The following is a 19,310-nucleotide window of genomic DNA, read 5'->3' as shown; positions in this document are numbered from 1 at the left end:
TCGTGCCCGAGGCCCGGCCGCGCACTTGGCGCGCCGGGCCTTGTCGCTGCCCGCGTGGCCGTACGCGTCGCTGTTCGCGTCACCGTTCGCCGCATCCCCCGCCGATCGCGCCGAGCCCGCCGACGCTCGCCCATGCCCGCGCCCCCGTGATCCGCACGGCCCAGCGCCCCCGGCCGGAACACCTCTGCCTACTGGCCCAGCCCCGGACACGGCCGGTCCAGGCGTTTGCTCGCGCATGTGCACCCGCACATTGGTCGGTGGTGGAGGGTCCGCACACGGCGGTGGGGTGACCGCTGGTCCGCGGCCACCCCACGCACGTTTCGGGCCAGGCCCGGACGGCCGGGCCCGGGGCCTCAGCCCCCTTCGCGCGCCGCCGGGCGGGCGGGCCACCGCTTGGCAAGACGGCGCTGCCACCGGGAGCGCAGCACCGTCCAGCGCTCCGAGAGGGACCACATCACCCGCGCGGCCGAACGCGGCGCGAGCGTCGCCCGCAGCCGGGTCGAACGGCTCACGGAGGCACGCAGCCCCGCCCGCAGGCGCCGCACGTCGTCGGGCAGCCCCGTGGCCAGCCGCGGCTGCGGCGCGTACAGGACCTGCTCCACCGCCGCCGCCACCCGGTGCACGGACTCCGCGGCGCCCGGCTCCAGCTTGCCGACGAGGACGATCCGGGCCGCCGCCTTCCGCGGCGTCTGCGATTCGTCCGGCGGGATGCCGTGGTCCCACGCGGTGTCCGTGACCTCCAGCCAGGCCGCGAGGGTCCGCGTCGCCGCGTCCGCCTCCGTGCGCCCGCCGACGCCGAGCCGCACCGCGCGCACCCGCGTCCGCCACAGCAGCGGCAACAGGGGCACCAGGAGCACGGCCAGGCCCGCCAACGAACCGCCCACGATCATCCCGACCGGCGGCCCGCCGTCCCCGGAGTCCATCGCGAGCAGCGGCGCCGCGCTGTTGCAGCCGCCCGCCTGACGCTGGTCGCGCGGGCAGTCCGAGGACTGCGACGGCTGCGGGGACTCCTCCGCCGTCGTGGACGGCTCGGGCGCCGCCGGGTCGTCGGCGTCGTCGGTCGGGGCCTGGTCACGGGCGTAGTCCGGGACGGTACCGCGGGACGGCGTCGGCTCGAAACGGGTCCAGCCCACGCCTTCGAAGTACAGCTCGGGCCAGGCGTGCGCGTCCCTCAGGCCCACCGACATGGTGCCGTCCGCCTGCGCGGAGCCCGGGGTGAAGCCCACCGCCACGCGCGCGGGAATGCCGAGCGTGCGCGCCATCGACGCCATGGCGAAGGAGAAGTGGACGCAGAAGCCCTCCTTCTGGTCCAGGAAGCGCGCGATCGCCGAGGGGCCGCTGCCCGCGCGGACCTGCGTGTTGTACGTGAAGCCGCCGTCGGAGGCGAACCAGTCCTGGAGCTTCACCGCCCGCTCGTAGTCGTTCGCCGCGCCCCGGGTGATCCTGCGGGCCGTCTCGCCCACCACCGAAGGCAGGGTGTCCGGCACCTTGGTGAACTCGCGCCGCACGCCCTCGGGCGCCGGGGGCGCGGCCGCTAGCTGCTCGGCCGTGGGCTCCACGGCCAGGCTGTTGACGGAGTACTGCACACCCCGCGTGGTCTGCCCGTTGTCGCCGACCACGGCACGGCCCACGGGCTCGTACCGCCAGCGCCCCTCGATGCGCACCTGGCTCGCCGGATACGGCATGGGCAGCCAGTTCTGCGCGTAGCCGTCCGCCGCCGAGATGTTCGTCTGGATCTCGGTCCTGCGGACCGTGGGGGACAGGCCCGGCGGGTCCGGGAGGCGCGAGGGGATGTCCTCGATGTCCCGGACGGTGGTCTTCCACGTCGTCCCGTCGAACTGGTCGAGCGAGACGATCCGCAGATACATCTCCTGGGAGTTCTTCGCGTTCGTGCGGTACGAGATGACCTCGCGGTCCTCCGGCTGGTTCAGGCTGTCCTGGAGCGCGACCAGTGGGTTCACCGCGGAGATCGTGCCGCCTCCGCCGCGGCCGCCGCCCCCCGGGCCGTTCGAGTCGTCGAGGAGGCCGCCGTCGAGGGCGGGCAGCGCGAGCGGCACCACCAGGGCGACGCCCAGGGCGACGGCGCCGATGCGGCGGCCCGTGCGCACCGGGGCGAGGGCGCCGCCGTCGCCGTCCAGGCCCGCCGAGACCCGGCCGGGCGGCCGGGCCGCCCCGCCGAAGACCCGCCCCCACTGCGAGAGCCGGTCCCGGCCCTCGGCGAGGAGCAGCAGCAGATACCCGGCGGCCGCGAGCAGGAACCACAGCCACCCGGCGCCGTCCTCGGCGAGGCCCGCGGCGATCGAGTACAGGGCGAGCAGCGGCAGGCCCGCCGGTGCCGCGGTGCGGAACGTCACCGCGAGCGCGTCCACCATGAGCCCGACCACCAGGACCCCGCCGACCAGCATCAGCCGGATGCCGTCGGTGAGCGGCGCCGGGATCGCGTACCGCCCGACGTCGTCACCGCCCGCCTCCAGGAGCAGGCCGAAGTGCCGGAACACCTCGGGGGTGGGGATCACCCCGGCGAGCGCCTGCTCCCGGCCGAAGACCAGCGTCAGGAGCAGCAGCGTGACCAGGGCCTGCACGGCCACCGTCAGCGGCCGGGCGAGCGGCACCCGCCGGGCCAGACCGCCCACGCCGCTCTGCAGCGCGAGCAGGATCGCCGCCTGCACCAGCCAGCCCGACTTGTCGACGAGCGGCAGCATCGCGCCCGACGCCATCAGCGTCGCGGCGGCGGCGCACAGCGCGAGTCGCGTACGCCCACTCATGACCATCCCCCTGTCCCGCCCGCCATCGGGCCCCTGCTCGCCGCCGGGGCCGCGCCCACGCCGGTGCGCAGGTGGTCCGCCTGACGCCACAGATCGACCAGCGGCACCCCGGGCGGCACGGCGACCGCCGTCCAGCCCGCCTCGCGCAGCAGCCGCAGCCGGTCCGCGGCCCGCGCGGACGGCGGGGCTCCCGCGCCCCGCAGCCAGGCGTCGCCGTCCAGCACGAAGGCGACCGCGGCGCCGCTGCGCTGGCGCATCTTGGCGACCACCGTGGCCTGCTCCTCGTCCAGGTCGCCGATGAAGGCCACGAGGAGGCCTTCGTTGCCGCCGCGGAGCACGTCGTACGCGGGCGACAGGCCCGCGCCGTCCGAGTGGTCGATCACGGCGAGCGTGTCCATCATCAGCCCGGCCGCGTCCGCCGACTCCTGGCTCGCGCCCGCGAAACCGTCGGCGCCCTCACCGGGCAGCGAGTTGCCGGTGTCCGTCAACAGCCGTACGGAAAAGCCCCGTTCGAGCATGTGCACCAGCGTGGACGCGGTGCCCGAGACGGCCCATTCGAAGGCCGAGTCCGGGCCCGCGCCCTGGTAGGCCACCGCACGGGTGTCAAGCAGGACCGTGCAGCGCGAGCGCTGCGGCTGCTCCTCGCGGCGCACCATCAGCTCGCCGTAGCGCGCGGTGGAGCGCCAGTGGACGCGGCGCAGGTCGTCGCCGTAGCGGTAGCCGCGCGGAATGATGTCGTCCTCGCCCGCGAGGGCGAGCGACCGGTGCCGTCCGTCGCCGTACCCCTTGGCCTCGCCGGTCAGGCGCACCGCCGGGAGCGCTTCCACGCGCGGGACCACCGTCAGCGTGTCGTACGTGGAGAAGGACCTGGTCAGCTCGCACATGCCGAAGGGGTCGGTGAGGCGGAGCTGGAGCGGGCCCAGCGGATAGCGGCCGCGCAGGTCCGAGCGGACGCGGTAGGACACCTCGCGGCGCCCGCCCGCCTCCACGCGGTCGAGCACGAACCGCGGCCGCGGCCCGAGCACGTACGGCACTCGATCCTGGAGCATGAGCAGGCCCGTGGGCAGCCGCGAGACGTTCTCCATCCGCAGGTGCACGCGCGCCTCCGAGCCGGCGGGCACGCGCGCGGGGGAGAGACGGCGGCTGCCCGCGACGCGGTAGCGCGTGCGGTACAGCACGGCGGAGCACACCAGCGGCAGGACCGCGAGCAGCAGCCCGACCCGCAGCAGGTCGCTCTGGCCGAGCACATAGGCGCAGACGGCGGCGGCGACGCCCGCGGCGAAGAAGGAGCGGCCCCGGGTGGTGAGGCCGGCGAGCGCCGTGCGCAGGCCGCCCCGCTCACCCCTGTCCCCTGTGTCGGCGGGGCCGCCGGGGGCGTCCGACGGCCTCCCCCCGGCCGTCATCACAGCCTCCGGGCGCCGGGCGGCTGCTGGCCGAAGAACCCCTGGCCGGGCTGCTGGGCAGCCGGGACGGGGGTGCGCTGCAGGATCTCCAGGACGACCGATTCAGCCGTCCGGCGGTTCAACTGGGCCTGCGCCGTGGGCAGCAGCCGGTGCGCGAGGACGGCGACGGCCAGCGCCTGCACGTCGTCCGGCAGCGCGAAGTCACGGCCGCTGAGCGCCGCGGACGCCTTGGCGGCCCGCAGCAGGTGCAGGGTCGCGCGCGGCGAGGCGCCGAGTCTCAGGTCGGGGTGGTTGCGCGTGGCACCCACCAGGTCGACCGCGTACCGCCGCACGGCCTCGGCGACGTGGACCGTGCGGACCGCGTCGATGAGCTTCACGATGTCGTGCGCGTGCGCCACCGGCTGGAGGTCGTCGAGCGGGGAGACGCCGCCGTGCACGTCCAGCATCTGCAGCTCGGCCTCGGGGCCCGGATAGCCGATCGAGACGCGCGCCATGAAGCGGTCGCGCTGTGCCTCGGGCAGCGGATAGGTGCCCTCCATCTCCACCGGGTTCTGCGTGGCCACCACCATGAACGGGCTGGGCAGTTCGTACGTCTGCCCGTCGATGGTGACCTGGCGCTCCTCCATGGACTCCAGGAGCGCGGACTGCGTCTTCGGGGACGCGCGGTTGATCTCGTCGCCGATGACGATCTGCGCGAAGATCGCTCCCGGTTTGAACTCGAAGTCACGGCGCTGCTGGTCCCAGATGGACACACCCGTGATGTCCGACGGCAGCAGGTCCGGCGTGAACTGGATACGCCGCACCGAGCAGTCGATGGACCGCGCGAGCGCCTTGGCGAGCATGGTCTTGCCCACGCCCGGAACATCCTCGATGAGCAGGTGCCCCTCGGCGAGGAGCACGGTCAGCGAAAGCCGTACGACCTCCGGCTTGCCCTCGATCACACCCTCGACCGACCCGCGGACACGCTCCGCCGTGGCGGTCAGATCTGACAGGCTCGCTCGATCGTCATAGGTCGTCACCCGGCCCTCCTCGGCCCTTCCCCACGCTCGGCAAGGAGCAAGGGACACCTCTTTTCATGGTTCCCCGGGCCGACACTCGCGTGCGGACCGGCCCACCCCGAAACACGGACACCACGCGTGAATGGTTCAGCGCGGCGCCACACAGGCATTCTTGTTGGGCATACCGGTTCGTGTCACTTGCCTGTGGATAACTGGCGCCGTTATGTCGGATCTTGCGGCGTTTCGGGTGCCGGAGATTGTCCGGTACCCGGTACCCCCGCGTCACACACTGTCGCTTTGGTCACGCGGCTCGCCGCGGCCGCGCGAAGGCGGGGCGGCGCCGCCCGGGGACGGCGCCGCCCCGCTCGGGCGGTTCGGATGTGCCGCCGCGTCAGGCGGGGTCGATCTCGCGCAGCAGGCCCGTGTGCACGTCGAAGACGAATCCGCGCACGTCGTCGTTGTGCAGCAGGAACGGCGAGGTGCGCACCCGCTGCATCGACTGCCGTACGTCCTGGTCGACGTCGCGGAAGGACTCCACGGCCCACGGCGGCCGCTGCCCGACCTCCATCTCCAGGTCGTGCCGGAACTCCTCGGTGAGCGACTCCAGGCCACAGCCCGTGTGGTGGATGAGGACCACGCTGCGGGTGCCGAGCGCGCGCTGGCTGATGGTCAGCGAGCGGATGACGTCGTCGGTGACGACGCCGCCCGCGTTGCGGATGGTGTGGCAGTCGCCGAGTTCGAGCCCGAGCGCGGCGTGCAGGTCGAGGCGGGCGTCCATGCAGGCCACGACCGCGACCTGGAGGACGGGCCGGGCGTCCATGCCCGGGTCGGTGAAGCGCGCCGCGTAGCGCGTATTCGCGTCGACCAGGCGGTCGGTGACGGTACCGCCCTCACGGGCGCCGTCGGTGGGTATGGCGCCTTCGGGCTCGGTGGGGAGGGATGCGGAAGTCGTCATGACTATGACGGTAGTGGTCACGGTGGGTGCGGGCCTGTTGTGAGAGGGGACAAAGAACATGATTGAACGTTGTTGTGAGGTAACCCACAGGAGTGGGAGCGGAGCGGCCGAACAGGTGAAACCGCGCCGATCACCGACGCGATCCCGGCCGGGCCGCGCCGCGCAGGCCGGTTGATTGACCGCGAGACGGGGTGGACTAAAGTGACGCGAAGCGGGAGCGGAGACCTGCTCCACGCTGGTACATCCGGAGATTCGCAGAATTCCCCACGTGCGTGGCGCGTACGTACGGCTCGGCCTCCTCCCGCTCCCGGTCGGCTGACGCCGCCCCCGGCGCCGGCATACCGGTTCCCCTTCGTCGAGCGGGCGGGGATCCGACGGTGCGTACGACGCCCGCCGGACCTGAGAGGGCCCCTTGAGCAGCAGTCGACACGTCCCGGTGATGCTCCAGCGGTGCCTGGACCTGCTGGCCCCGGCCCTCACCCGGCCGGGAGCCGTCGTCGTCGACTGCACCCTCGGCCTCGGCGGCCACAGCGAGGCCCTCCTCGCCGCCTTCCCCGAGGCCCGCCTCATCGCCCTGGACCGCGACAAGGAGGCGCTGCGCCTGTCCGGCGAGCGGCTCGCGCCCTACGGCGAGCGCGCGACCCTCGTCCACGCGGTCTACGACGAGCTGCCCGACGTGCTCGACCGGCTCGGCGTCCCGCGCGTGCAGGGCGTCCTGTTCGACCTCGGCGTCTCCTCCATGCAGCTCGACGAGGCGGACCGCGGCTTCGCCTACGCCCAGGACGCGCCCCTCGACATGCGCATGGACCAGACGACGGGCATGAGCGCCGCCGAGGTCCTCAACACCTACCCCCGGGCGAACTGGTCCGGATCCTGCGCGCGTACGGCGAGGAGAAGCAGGCCAAGCGGATCGTGTCCGCCGTCGTGCGCGAGCGCGACAAGGAGCCCTTCAGCAACAGCGCCCGGCTCGTCGAGCTGATCCGGGACGCGCTGCCGCAGGCCGCCAAGCGCACCGGCGGCAACCCCGCCAAGCGCACCTTCCAGGCCCTGCGCATCGAGGTCAACGGCGAGCTGAGCGTCCTGGAGCGGGCCATCCCCGCGGCCGTGAAGGCGCTCGCCGTCGACGGCCGCATCGCCGTCCTGTCGTACCACTCCCTCGAGGACCGTCTGGTCAAGCAGGTGTTCGCGGCCGGTGCCGCGACGACGGCCCCGGCCGGCCTGCCGGTCGTGCCCGAGGAGTACCAGCCGCGGCTCAAGCTCCTGACGCGCGGTGCCGAACTGCCCACCGAGGAGGAGATCGCGGAGAACCGCAGGGCCGTGCCCGCGCGGCTGCGCGGGGCGCAGCGCATCCGCGAGGACGTCACTCGGTGAGAGGCGTCCGCGAGGTGCCCGCGTGACCCGGTGCCCGCGTGGGCGACGCCGTCCGCGGGAGCGAGGGTCCGCATGACCGAGGTGGCTTCGTGAAGGAGGTGGCTGGAGTGAGCAAGAGACCGCAGCTGCGGGGGAGGGCGGCGCGGCTCGCGCGGCTGCTGCCCGCGGGCCCGAGCCAGGCCGCCCGCACCCCCTTCATGCTTCTGGTCGTGCTGCTGCTCGGCGGCGGCCTGATCACGCTCCTGCTGCTCAACTCCTCGCTCAACGAAGGGTCCTTCCAGCTCAGCAGGTTGAAGAAGGAGACCCAGGAGCTCACCGACGAGGAGCAGCAGCTCCAGCGGGACGTCGACGAGTACGCGGCCCCGGACGCGCTCCAGCGCCGCGCCCGCGAGCTCGGCATGGTCCCCGGCGGCGACCCGGTCTTCCTGAACCCCGACGGCACCGTCCGCGGGGTTCCCGGCGCCGCGGCGGGGCCCTCCGCCCTGCGCGAGTCCGCGGCCCGCCCGCCCGCGCCGCTGCCCCCGGCGCCGCGGGCCCCCGAAGCGCTCCCCACGCCCGGGGCCGTGCCGTCCCCGGCGCCGAGCCCCGCCGCCGCACCGCCCGCGCGCGGGACCGCGCCGGACGCGGTCCCGCCCCCTTCCGCGAAACCCGCCCCCACGACCTCCGGCAGGTGACGTAAGTGACGGACCGTCAACCGCCGCCCCGGCGCCGCGTCCCCGCACCGGCCCGCCCCGTCCGGCCCGCACGCGGCGGCGGGCCGCGCCGCCCCCCGCAGGGCGCACGGCAGGGCCGCCGCCCGTCCGCGGCCCGGGCCAAGCCGCTGCGCCTGGGCAGCCCCCGGCCCCGGCTCCGCCTGGTCAGCCTCGCCCTGACCCTGGTGATGCTGGCGTTCGTGGTGCGGCTCCTCCAGGTGCAGGCCGTCGACGCCGACGCGTACGCCGCCAAGGCGGAGAAGAACCGGTACTCCAGCCACAAGATCGCCGCCGAGCGCGGTGCCATCACCGACCGCAGGGGCGTCGAGCTCGCCACCAGCGTGGACGCGTACGACATCACGGCCGACCCCACGCTCTTCACGGCCGAGGAGACGAAGATCCAGGACGCGCCCGAGCAGGCCGCGGCCCTGCTCGCGCCGATCGTCGACGAGGACACCGACGCCCTCGCCAAGAAGCTCAGGACGCCCCGCACCCGCTTCACGCTGCTCGCCCGCCGCGAGACCCCGCAGGTGTGGAAGCAGATCAAGGACCTGCGCGCCACGCTCGCCGACAAGGCGAACGCCGACGCCAAGGCGGTCAACGTCCTCGCCGGCGTCTTCGCCGTGCCCACCAGCAAGCGCGTGTACCCCAACGACGACCTGGCCGCCGGGATACTGGGCTGGGTCAACGCCGACGGCAAGGGCGGCGGCGGCGTCGAGCAGCAGCTCGACAAGGACCTCGCGGGCAAGCGCGGCGAGATCCGCTACGCCCAGTCCGGCGGCCGCCAGGTGCCGACCGCGGGCACCAACGAGAAGCCCGCCGTGCCCGGCTCCGACGTCGAGCTGACCATCGACCGCGACATCCAGTGGGCCGCGCAGGACGCCATCACCGAGCAGGTCAGGAAGTCCCGGGCGGACCGCGGCTACGTGGTCGTGCAGGACACCCGCACCGGCGAGGTCCTCGCCATGGCCAACGCGCCCGGCTTCGACCCCAACGACCTGTCGCGGGCCGCGAGCGGCAGCCTCGGCAACGCGGCGGTCCAGGACGCCTACGAACCGGGCTCCACCGCCAAGGTCATGTCGATGGCCGCCGTACTGGAGGAGAACGCGGCGACGCCGCAGACCCGGGTCACCGTCCCCAACCGGCTGCACCGGGGCGACCGGCTCTTCCAGGACGACATCGACCACCCGACCTGGTACCTCACGCTCAACGGCGTGCTCGCCAAGTCCAGCAACATCGGCACCATCCTCGCCACCGGCGAGCTGGGGAACACCCAGCGGGAAGTGAACCGGACCCTGTACGCGTACCTGCGGAAGTTCGGCATCGGAAAGCCCAGCGGACTCGGGTTCCCCGGCGAGACCAAGGGCATCCTCGCGCCGCCCGACAAGTGGTCGACCTCGCAGCAGTTCACCATCCCGTTCGGCCAGGGCGTGTCCATCAACGCCATGCAGGCGGCCTCCGTGTACTCGACCATCGCCAACGACGGCGTGCGGATCGAGCCCACGCTGGTGCGCGGCACCAAGGGGCCCGACGGCCGCTTCACGCCCGCGTCCGCGCCGCGGAAGAACCGTGTCATCAGTAAGAAGACCGCGAACACCGTCGCGCGGATGCTGGAGTCGGTCGTCGACGACGAGGAAGGCACCGGCACGAAGGCGCGCATCCCCGGCTACCGTGTCGCCGGCAAGACCGGCACGGCCAACCGCGTCGACCCGCAGACCGGCCGCTACCGCGGCTACACCTCGTCCTTCGCCGGGTTCGCGCCCGCCGACAAGCCGCGCGTCACCGTCTACTGCGTCATCCAGAACGCCAAGAAGGGCAGCTACTTCGGCGGCCAGATCTGCGGGCCCATCTACAAGAAGGTCATGCAGTTCTCCCTGAAGACCCTCCAGGTGCCGCCCACCGGCCACACCCCCGCCCGCCTTCCGGTCACCTTCACCCCGGGCAAGCCCGAGACCCCCGGCCGTCCCCCGGCCGCCGACAAGCCGGGCCGCTGAGCGGATCCGCCGTGACGACGATCACCCCGGATCCGGGGAACCGCACACCAGGGCCCCTCCCTTTTGGCCCCAGCGGGGGTACGCCCGGTACGCTCACCGCCGTGCCACACGCTGATCAGTCCCAAACCACCCAGAAGGACGCTCCCGTGACCCATCCGGGACCGCCGAGGCCGGCCCAGGTCTCCGCCACCCCTCTCGCGGAGCTCGCCGATCAGCTGGGGGCCGCGGTCCCGGGCACCGCGCCGGGCGCCACCGGTGTCACCGGCATCACCCATGACTCGCGCGCGGTGCGCCCCGGCGACCTGTACGTCGCGCTGCCCGGCGCCCGCATGCACGGCGCGGACTTCGTCGCCCAGGCCGCCGACCACGGCGCCGCCGCCATCCTCACCGACCCGACCGGTGCCGAGCGCGCCGCCGCCACGGGCCTGCCGGTCCTCGTCGTCGAGGACCCGCGCGGCCGCATGGGCGAGCTGGCCGCCACGGTGTACGGCCACCCGGGCCGCGACCTGCTCCAGATCGGCATCACCGGCACGTCCGGCAAGACGACGACCGCGTACCTCATGGAGGGCGGTCTGCGGCAGGTCCGCAGCACCGGCCTCATCGGCACGGTGGAGATGCGCATCGGCGACGAGCGGATCAAGTCGGAGCGCACCACGCCCGAAGCCACCGATCTGCAGGCGCTGTTCGCAGTGATGCGCGAGCGCGGCGTCCAGGCGGTCGCGATGGAGGTCTCCAGCCACGCCCTGGTGCTCGGGCGCGTGGACGGCTGTGTGTTCGACGTGGCCGTGTTCAACAACCTGAGCCCGGAGCACATGGAGTTCCACTCCGACATGGAGGACTACTTCCGGGCCAAGGCGCAGCTGTTCACGCGGCGGCGCGCGCGGCTCGGCGTCGTCAACTACGACGACGAGTACGGGCGCAGACTCCTGACCGAGTCCGAGGTGCCGGTCACCAGCTTCTCCGCCGAGGGCCACCCGGACGCCGACTGGCGCGCCGAGGACGTCCACGTGGGACCGCTGGACTCCACCTTCACCGCCGTCGGCCCCAAGGGCGAGCGGATCACCGCGAAGTCGCCGCTGGCGGGCCCGTTCAACGTCGCCAACACGCTCGCCGCGATCGTCGCGCTCGCCGTCGCCGGGATCGACCCGCAGACCGCGGCCGACGGCATCGGCGCGGTGCCCGGCGTGCCGGGCCGCCTGGAGCGCGTCGACGCGGGCCAGGACTACCTGGCGGTCGTCGACTACGCCCACAAGACGGACGCTGTCGAATCGGTCCTGCGCGCGCTGCGCAAGGTCACCGAGGGCAAGCTGCACATCGTGCTCGGCTGCGGCGGCGACCGCGACCAGACCAAGCGGATGCCGATGGGCGCCGCCGCGGCCCGGCTCGCCGACACCGCCGTACTGACCTCCGACAACCCCCGCTCCGAGGACCCCCTCGCGATCCTCGCCACCATGCTCGCGGGCGCCGCGGAGGTGCCCGCCCACGAGCGCGCCGAGGTCGCCGTCTTCGAGGACCGGGCCGCCGCGATCGCCGCGGCCGTCGCCCGCGCCGAGCCCGGCGACACCGTCCTCGTCGCGGGCAAGGGCCACGAGCAGGGCCAGGACATCGCCGGGGTGGTGCGTCCCTTCGACGACCGCCAGGTGCTTCGCGAAGCTATCCAGCAAACCCAGGGATGAAGTTGTGATCGCCCTCTCCCTCGCCGAGATCGCCACCGTCGTCGGCGGGCAGACGTACGACATACCGGATCCGTCGGTCCGGGTCACCGCGCAGGTCGTCCGGGACTCCCGTGAGGTGGAGCCCGGCAGCCTGTTCGCCGCGTTCGCCGGCGAGCGCGTCGACGGCCACGACTACGCGGCGCAGGTCGTCGCGGCGGGTGCCGTGGCCGTCCTCGCGCAGCGGCCCGTCGGCGTGCCCGCCATCGTCGTCGACGACGTGCAGACGGCGCTCGGCGCGCTCGCCCGGCACGTCGTCGCCCGGCTCGGCGCCACCCTCGTGGCCCTCACCGGCTCCGCGGGCAAGACCAGCACCAAGGACCTGATCGCGCAGGTGCTCCAGCGCGAGGCGCCGACGGTGTGGACGCCCGGCTCGTTCAACAACGAGATCGGGCTTCCGCTGACCGCCCTGTCCGCCACCGAGGAGACCAGGTTCCTGGTCCTGGAGATGGGCGCGCGCGGCACGGGCCACATCCGCTATCTGACCGGGCTCACGCCGCCGCGGATCGGTCTCGTCCTGAACGTCGGCACCGCCCACATCGGTGAGTTCGGCGGCCGCGAGCAGATCGCGGAAGCAAAGGGCGAGCTGGTCGAGAGCCTCCCGGCGGACGGCACCGCGATCCTCAACGCGGACGACCCGCTGGTGCGCGCGATGGCCTCGCGGACGCGGGCGCGCGTGCTGTTCTTCGGAGAGGCCGCCGACGCCGACGTACGCGCCGAGAATGTCCGTCTCACGGAGAACGGACAGCCGGCCTTCACGCTGCACACACCCTCCGGGTGCAGCGACGTGCGACTGCGCCTGTACGGTGAGCACCACGTGTCGAACGCGCTCGCCGCGGCCGCCGTCGCCCATGACCTTGGCATGCCCGTGGACGAGATCGCCCTCGCGCTCTCCGAGGCGGGCACGCTGTCCCGCTGGCGTATGGAGGTCACCGAGCGCCCGGACGGCGTGACGGTCGTCAACGACGCCTACAACGCGAACCCCGAGTCCATGCGCGCCGCCCTGCGTGCGCTGGCCGCCATGGGCAAGGGGCGCCGCACGTGGGCGGTGCTCGGCCACATGGCCGAGCTCGGGGACGAGGGGCTCGCCGAGCACGACGCGGTCGGACGCCTTGCGGTCCGGCTGAACGTGAACAAGCTCGTGGCAGTCGGGGGCAGGGAAGCGTCCTGGCTCCAACTGGGCGCATACAACGAGGGTTCGTGGGGTGAGGAGTCGGTGCACGTGTCCGACGCACAGGCGGCGATCGACCTGCTGCGCAGCGAGCTGCGCCCAGGAGACGTCGTGCTGGTGAAGGCGTCCAGATCGGTGGGCCTCGAGAGCGTCGCGCAGACGCTCGTGGCGGACACCGCCGCCGGCACCGCGACGGGCGGAGTTGACGCCCGATGATGAAGCAAATCCTCTTCGCGGGTGTGATCGGGCTCTTCCTGACCCTGGTCGGTACGCCCCTGCTGATCAAGCTCCTGGCACGCAAGGGCTATGGCCAGTACATCCGCGACGACGGCCCGCGCGAGCACCACAGCAAGCGCGGTACGCCGACGATGGGTGGTATCGCCTTCATCCTGGCGACCCTCATCGCGTACTTCCTGAGCAAGATCATCACGGGTGCCGAGCCGACCATCTCGGGTCTGCTCGTGCTCGGCCTGATGGCGGGCATGGGTCTGGTCGGCTTCCTCGACGACTACATCAAGATCGTCAAGCGCCGCTCGCTCGGTCTGCGCGCCAAGGCGAAGATGGCGGGACAGCTGATCGTCGGCATCGCCTTCGCCGTCATCTCGCTGCAGTTCGCCGACGGCCGGGGCCAGACCCCGGCGTCCACGAAGCTGTCGTTCGTGGAGGACTTCGGCTGGTCGATCGGCCCGGTCCTGTTCGTCGTCTGGGCGCTGTTCATGATCCTGGCGATGTCGAACGGCGTGAACCTCACCGACGGCCTGGACGGCCTCGCCACCGGCGCCTCCGTGATGGTCTTCGGCGCGTACACGTTCATCGGTGTCTGGCAGTTCCAGGAGTCCTGCGCCAACGCCCAGGACCTCACCAACCCGGCCGCGTGTTTCGAGGTCAGGGACCCGCTCGACCTGGCCGTCGTGGCCTCCGCGCTGATGGGCGCCTGCTTCGGCTTCCTGTGGTGGAACACCTCGCCCGCCAAGATCTTCATGGGCGACACCGGCTCGCTCGCCCTCGGCGGCGCGCTCGCCGGTCTCGCCATCTGCTCCCGCACGGAGATGCTGCTCGCGCTCCTCGGCGGCCTCTTCGTCCTCATCACCATGTCGGTGGTCATCCAGGTCGGCTCCTTCCGACTGACCGGTAAGCGGGTCTTCCGGATGGCGCCACTGCAACACCACTTCGAACTCAAGGGCTGGTCCGAAGTCCTGGTCGTGGTCCGTTTCTGGATCATCCAGGGCATGTGCGTCATCGTCGGACTCGGCCTCTTCTACGCCGGATGGGCAGCCAAGAAGTGAGCGACTGGCAGGACTCCTGGAAGGGTCTGCGCGTCACCGTCGCCGGGCTCGGCGTCAGCGGCGTCAGCGCCGCCCGCGCCCTCGCGGGCCTCGGCGCCGAGGTGACCGTCGTGGACGGCGGCTCGGGCCCGGCGCTCGAGGCGCGGGCCGCCGACCTCGCCGAGGCGGGCGTCGCCGTGCGCCTCGGGGACGCGCAGACGCTGCCCGAGGGGACCGGCCTCGTCGTCACCTCGCCGGGCTGGAAGCCGCAGAGCCCGCTGTTTCTGGCCGCCGCCGAGGCGGGCGTCGACGTCATCGGCGACGTGGAGGTCGCCTGGCGCCTGCGCGGCCCCGGCGCCGCCCCCTGGCTGGCCGTCACCGGCACCAACGGCAAGACCACGACCACCCAGATGCTGGCGTCGATCCTGCGGGCCGCGGGCCTGCGCACCGCCGCCGTCGGCAACATCGGCACGCCGATCGTCGACGTCATCCTGGAGGGTGATGACGCCTACGACGTTCTGGCCGTCGAGCTGTCCAGCTATCAGCTGCACTGGGCGCCATCGCTGCGCACGCACTCCGCCGCCGTGCTGAATCTCGCGCCGGACCATCTGGACTGGCACGGCTCCATGGAGGCGTACGCCGCCGACAAGGGCCGGATCTACGAGGGCAACCAGGTCGCGTGCGTCTACAACGTCGACGCCACCGACAAGCCGTCCACCGAGGACCTGGTCCGCGAGGCCGACGTCGAGGAGGGCTGCCGCGCCATCGGCTTCACGCTGAACACGCCCGCCCCCTCGCAACTCGGCGTCGTGGAGGGCATCCTGGTCGACCGTGCCTTCGTACCGGACCGCCAGAAGCAGGCCCAGGAGCTCGCCGAGGTCTCCGACGTCAGCCCGCCGGCCCCGCACAACATCGCCAACGCCCTCGCGGCGGCCGCGCTCGCGCGCGCCTTCGGCGTGGCCCCGCAGGCGGTCCGCGACGGCCTGCGGGCCTTCCGTCCGGACGCCCACCGCATCGAGCACGTCGCCGACGTGGCCGGTGTCGCCTACGTCGACGACTCCAAGGCCACCAACACCCACGCGGCCCAGGCCTCGTTGGCGGCGTACGAGTCGATCGTGTGGATCGCGGGCGGCCTCGCCAAGGGAGCAACCTTCGACGAGCTGGTCGCCGCCTCGGCGAAGCGGCTGCGCGCCGCCGTCCTGATCGGCGCCGACCGCGCCCTGATCAGGGAAGCCCTCGCGCGACACGCGCCGGAAGTACCGGTCGTCGACCTCGACCGGACCGACACTGGGGCGATGGCCGAGGCGGTGCGCCGGGCGGCACGGCTCGCAGCGCCGGGGGACACCGTCCTGATGGCCCCGGCCTGTGCGTCGATGGACATGTTCACCAACTACAACAAGCGTGGTGACGCGTTCGCGGAAGCGGTTCGCGAACTCGGCGCGAGCGCCTGACACGGGCCCGGGATGGGCGCCGTCGTCAGGCACCCGGCACCGTGAGGAGGGCACGTGAAAGCGTCGGCGTTGTGGGTGTGGGGGCGTTGCCGGGTACGGCCGTGCGCCGGTCTGGGGCGGCGCTGATGGCCGGGCGCGCCCCGGTCCGTACGCCCCGTGTCCCGCGTACGCCGAAACGGCCGGCCCGTCCGCGCAGCACACCGGTGCCGCGCGAGAGCCCCGTACGACGGCTCTACGTCAGGGCCCGGCGGGCCTGGGACCGGCCGCTGACCGCCTACTACCTGATCTTCGGCGCCGCGCTGCTGATCACCGCCCTGGGCCTGGTGATGGTCTACTCGGCGTCGATGATCCAGGCGCTGCAGCTGAACCTGCCCGCCTCGTACTTCTTCCGCAAGCAGTTCGTCGCCGCGGTGCTCGGCAGCACGCTGCTGCTCGTCGCCATGCGGATGCCGGTCAAACTGCACCGGGCGCTGTCCTACCCGATCCTCGCGGGGTCCGTCTTCCTGATGGTCCTCGTCCAGATCCCGGGGATAGGGCGCAGCGTCAACGGCAATCAGAACTGGATCTATTTGGGGGGTCCGTTCCAGCTCCAGCCCAGTGAGTTCGGCAAGCTCGCCCTCGTGCTCTGGGGCGCCGACCTGCTGGCCCGCAAACAGGACAAGCGGCTGCTCACCCAGTGGAAGCACATGCTGGTGCCGCTCGTGCCCGTCACCTTCATGCTGCTCGGCCTGATCATGCTGGGCGGCGACATGGGCACGGCGATCATCCTCACCGCGATCCTGTTCGGGCTGCTCTGGCTGGCGGGGGCGCCCACGCGGCTGTTCGCGGGCGTGCTGAGCATCGCGGCCCTCCTCGGTGTGATCCTCATCAAGACGAGCCCCAACCGCATGGCGCGCCTGGAGTGCATCGGCGCGACCGAGCCGGGCCCCGGCGACTCCTGCTGGCAGGCCGTGCACGGCATCTACGCCCTCGCCTCGGGCGGATTCTTCGGTTCCGGACTGGGCGCGAGTGTGGAAAAATGGGGTCAACTACCCGAACCGCACACCGACTTCATCTTCGCCATCACCGGTGAGGAACTCGGTCTCGCGGGGACGCTGTCGGTGCTCGCCCTGTTCGCGGCTCTAGGCTATGCGGGTATCCGCGTGGCCGGACGCACGGAGGACCCCTTCGTGAGGTACGCCGCGGGAGGTGTGACCACCTGGATCACGGCCCAGGCCGTGGTCAACATCGGTGCGGTGCTCGGCCTGCTGCCGATCGCCGGTGTCCCGCTCCCGCTGTTCTCCTACGGAGGCTCAGCCCTGCTGCCGACCATGTTCGCCGTCGGACTCCTCATCGCCTTCGCGCGACAGGACCCCGCGGCGAAGGCGGCCCTGGCCATGCGGCAACCTCGGGTGAGATGGAACACGATGCGACGGCGCGTCAAGGCGCGCTCGTCCGGAGAGCGGTGAATTTCGGTGCATGTCGTACTCGCCGGCGGGGGGACCGCCGGCCACATCGAGCCCGCGCTTGCCCTCGCAGACGCCCTGCGCAGGCAGGACCCGACCGTGGGCATCACGGCCCTCGGCACGGAGCGCGGCCTCGAGACCCGACTCGTACCCGAGCGCGGTTACGAACTCGCCCTGATCCCCGCCGTCCCCCTGCCGCGCAAGCCCACGCCCGAGCTGATCACGGTGCCCGGGCGGCTGCGCGGCACCATCAAGGCGGCCGAGCAGATCCTGGAGCGCACCAAGGCGGACTGCGTCGTCGGCTTCGGCGGCTACGTGGCCCTGCCCGGCTACCTCGCCGCCAAGCGCCGCGGCGTGCCGATCGTGGTGCACGAGGCCAACGCGCGCCCCGGCCTGGCCAACAAGATCGGCTCCCGGTACGCGGCGGCCGTCGCGGTCTCCACGCCGGACAGCAAGCTGCGCGGCTCGCGCTACATCGGCATCCCGCTGCGCCGCGCCATCGCCATGCTGGACCGCGCCAAGGTGCGCCCGGAGGCCCGGGACGCCTTCGGCCTGGACCCGAACCTGCCCACCCTCCTGGTCTCCGGCGGCTCCCAGGGCGCCCGGCGCCTGAACGAGGTCGTCCAGCAGGCCGCGCCGGTCCTGCAGCGCGCGGGCATCCAGATCCTGCACGCCGTCGGCCCGAAGAACGAATTGCCGTACGTCGAGAACATGCCCGGAATGCCGCCCTACATCCCGGTACCGTACGTGGACCGGATGGACCTCGCGTACGCGGCGGCGGACATGATGCTCTGCCGCGCGGGCGCGATGACCGTCGCCGAACTCTCCGCCGTCGGGCTCCCGGCCGCCTACGTCCCGCTGCCCATCGGCAACGGCGAACAGCGGCTCAACGCCCAGCCGGTGGTCAAGGCGGGCGGCGGACTGCTGGTCGACGACGCGGAACTGACGCCCGAATGGGTCCAGTCCCAGGTGCTGCCCGTGCTCGCCGACCCGCACCGGCTGTACGAGATGTCCCGTGCCGCCTCGGAGTTCGGCCGCAGGGACGCCGACGACCTGCTCGTCGGCATGGTGCACGAGGCGATTGCGTCACGCCGCAGCGCGTGAGAAGGCAGGGGAGCGTGGCCGGACAGAAGACCGCCGAACGGCAGGGGCCCAAGTCCGGCCCGCCCCGCCCGCGCTCGCGCCGCCCCCGGCTGCCGAAGTCGCGCACCCTGCTCCTCGTCGGGGCCCTGCTGTGCGTCCTCGGCGGGGCCGCGGTCTGGGTGCTCTACGGCTCCTCCTGGCTGCGCGTGGAGCGGGTGACGGCGACCGGGACCGTGGTCCTCAAGCCGGACCAGGTGCGCGAGGCGGCGGGCATCCGCGGCGGCGGACCGCTGATTTCGGTCGACTCCGACGCCGTCGAGGAGCGGCTGCGGAGGAAATTGCCCCGTATTGACTCGGTTGACGTCATCCGCGACTGGCCCCACGGAATCACACTGAAGGTGACCGAGCGCACCCCCGCCCTGCTCATCGAAAAGGGCGGAAAGTTCGTCGAAGTGGACGCCAAGGGTGTGCGCTTCGCCACGGTCGACAAGGCCCCGAAGGGCACCCCCCTCCTGGTCCTGACACCGCATCAGTCCGGCGACGCGGCCGCCAGCCTGCGCCGCTTCGGCCCCGACCGGCTGCGCCGGGAGGCGGTCCGGGTGGCCACGGACCTGCCCGGCGCCGTGGCCGGGGACACCACCGCCGTCAAGGTCCGGTCGTACGACTCCATCTCGCTGGAGTTGGCGGACGGGCGCACGGTCGCCTGGGGGAGCAGCGAGAACGGCCGTATGAAGGCCGAAGCCCTGAGCGCCCTGATGAAAGCCGTCCCCAAGGCACGGCACTTCGACGTGACCGTCCCCACCGCCCCCGCGTCATCGGCAAGTTGACGTACATCAGCGCAGGCCAGCACCCTGGATGGGCATTGCTACGCCTGATCACATAGGGTGAAAAGAAAAACGGGAGGTTCGGCGTGTTCGTTGAACGCGCGCCACTTGTCGACTTAGTGTCCTGTTCGGAAGAGTCCAGGGAACAGACACACTGGTAACCCTAAACTTCAGCGTTAGG

Annotated in this window: 13 protein-coding genes and 1 pseudogene; 10 read left to right on the top strand and 4 right to left on the bottom strand. The window is 72.6% G+C overall.

The window, feature by feature from the left end:
* Positions 1 to 353 precede the first annotated feature (353 nt).
* From CP982_RS12245 to CP982_RS12230, 4 genes are all read right to left on the bottom strand, one after another.
* Entirely contained in the window at positions 354 to 2,765 is a 2,412-nt protein-coding gene (locus CP982_RS12245; RefSeq protein WP_150510551.1) for a transglutaminase TgpA family protein, read from the bottom strand.
* Positions 2,762 to 4,168, bottom strand: a complete 1,407-nt coding sequence (locus tag CP982_RS12240) for a DUF58 domain-containing protein (RefSeq protein ID WP_150510550.1) — start codon at positions 4,166 to 4,168, stop codon at positions 2,762 to 2,764. The genes CP982_RS12245 and CP982_RS12240 overlap by 4 nt, the downstream gene beginning before the upstream one ends.
* Complete coding sequence (locus CP982_RS12235) at positions 4,168 to 5,187, bottom strand: AAA family ATPase (RefSeq protein WP_150510549.1); 1,020 nt, start codon at positions 5,185 to 5,187, stop codon at positions 4,168 to 4,170. Before CP982_RS12235 ends, CP982_RS12240 begins: the two co-directional genes overlap by 1 nt.
* A 370-nt stretch (positions 5,188 to 5,557) precedes the next feature.
* Positions 5,558 to 6,121 (bottom strand): beta-class carbonic anhydrase, encoded by a 564-nt coding sequence (locus CP982_RS12230; RefSeq protein WP_150510548.1) that lies wholly within the window; start codon positions 6,119 to 6,121, stop codon positions 5,558 to 5,560.
* 412 nt (positions 6,122 to 6,533) lie between these two features.
* Between CP982_RS12230 and rsmH the strand changes: the two are divergent.
* The 10 genes and pseudogenes from rsmH to CP982_RS12180 all read left to right on the top strand — a co-directional run bounded on the left by rsmH (position 6,534) and on the right by CP982_RS12180 (position 19,132).
* A pseudogene (rsmH, locus tag CP982_RS12225) lies at positions 6,534 to 7,492 on the top strand (16S rRNA (cytosine(1402)-N(4))-methyltransferase RsmH).
* A 107-nt stretch (positions 7,493 to 7,599) separates the two neighbouring features.
* Positions 7,600 to 8,166: a cell division protein FtsL gene (gene ftsL, locus CP982_RS12220; protein WP_150510547.1), complete on the top strand. Its 567-nt coding sequence runs from the start codon at positions 7,600 to 7,602 to the stop codon at positions 8,164 to 8,166.
* A 5-nt stretch (positions 8,167 to 8,171) separates the two neighbouring features.
* On the top strand, positions 8,172 to 10,178 hold the full coding sequence (locus tag CP982_RS12215) for a peptidoglycan D,D-transpeptidase FtsI family protein (protein ID WP_150510546.1): 2,007 nt from the start codon (positions 8,172 to 8,174) through the stop codon (positions 10,176 to 10,178).
* Positions 10,179 to 10,189: 11 nt separating this feature from the next.
* Positions 10,190 to 11,854, top strand: a complete 1,665-nt coding sequence (locus CP982_RS12210) for a UDP-N-acetylmuramoyl-L-alanyl-D-glutamate--2,6-diaminopimelate ligase (RefSeq protein WP_184924958.1) — start codon at positions 10,190 to 10,192, stop codon at positions 11,852 to 11,854.
* 4 nt (positions 11,855 to 11,858) lie between these two features.
* On the top strand, positions 11,859 to 13,277 hold the full coding sequence (locus tag CP982_RS12205) for a UDP-N-acetylmuramoyl-tripeptide--D-alanyl-D-alanine ligase (protein WP_150510544.1): 1,419 nt from the start codon (positions 11,859 to 11,861) through the stop codon (positions 13,275 to 13,277).
* Entirely contained in the window at positions 13,274 to 14,347 is a 1,074-nt protein-coding gene (mraY, locus tag CP982_RS12200; protein ID WP_144002956.1) for a phospho-N-acetylmuramoyl-pentapeptide-transferase, read from the top strand. Before CP982_RS12205 ends, mraY begins: the two co-directional genes overlap by 4 nt.
* Positions 14,329 to 15,777: a UDP-N-acetylmuramoyl-L-alanine--D-glutamate ligase gene (murD, locus tag CP982_RS12195; RefSeq protein WP_150510543.1), complete on the top strand. Its 1,449-nt coding sequence runs from the start codon at positions 14,329 to 14,331 to the stop codon at positions 15,775 to 15,777. Before mraY ends, murD begins: the two co-directional genes overlap by 19 nt.
* Before the next feature lie 125 nt (positions 15,778 to 15,902).
* A complete protein-coding gene (gene ftsW, locus CP982_RS12190) occupies positions 15,903 to 17,225 on the top strand; it encodes a putative lipid II flippase FtsW (RefSeq protein ID WP_150510542.1) in 1,323 nt (440 codons plus the stop codon).
* Positions 17,226 to 17,231: 6 nt separating this feature from the next.
* Complete coding sequence (gene murG, locus CP982_RS12185) at positions 17,232 to 18,326, top strand: undecaprenyldiphospho-muramoylpentapeptide beta-N-acetylglucosaminyltransferase (RefSeq protein WP_144002953.1); 1,095 nt, start codon at positions 17,232 to 17,234, stop codon at positions 18,324 to 18,326.
* 14 nt (positions 18,327 to 18,340) lie between these two features.
* The gene (locus tag CP982_RS12180) at positions 18,341 to 19,132 is read left to right on the top strand and encodes a cell division protein FtsQ/DivIB (RefSeq protein WP_150510541.1); all 792 of its coding nucleotides are present in this window, start codon (positions 18,341 to 18,343) and stop codon (positions 19,130 to 19,132) included.
* Positions 19,133 to 19,310 lie beyond the last annotated feature (178 nt).

Origin of the sequence: Streptomyces spectabilis (assembly GCF_008704795.1) — a bacterium.
In the GTDB taxonomy this organism is placed as follows: Bacteria; Actinomycetota; Actinomycetes; order Streptomycetales; family Streptomycetaceae; genus Streptomyces; species Streptomyces spectabilis.
The sequence above is the reverse complement of the archived record's forward strand: the minus strand, read 5'-3'. Positions and strand labels throughout refer to the sequence as shown.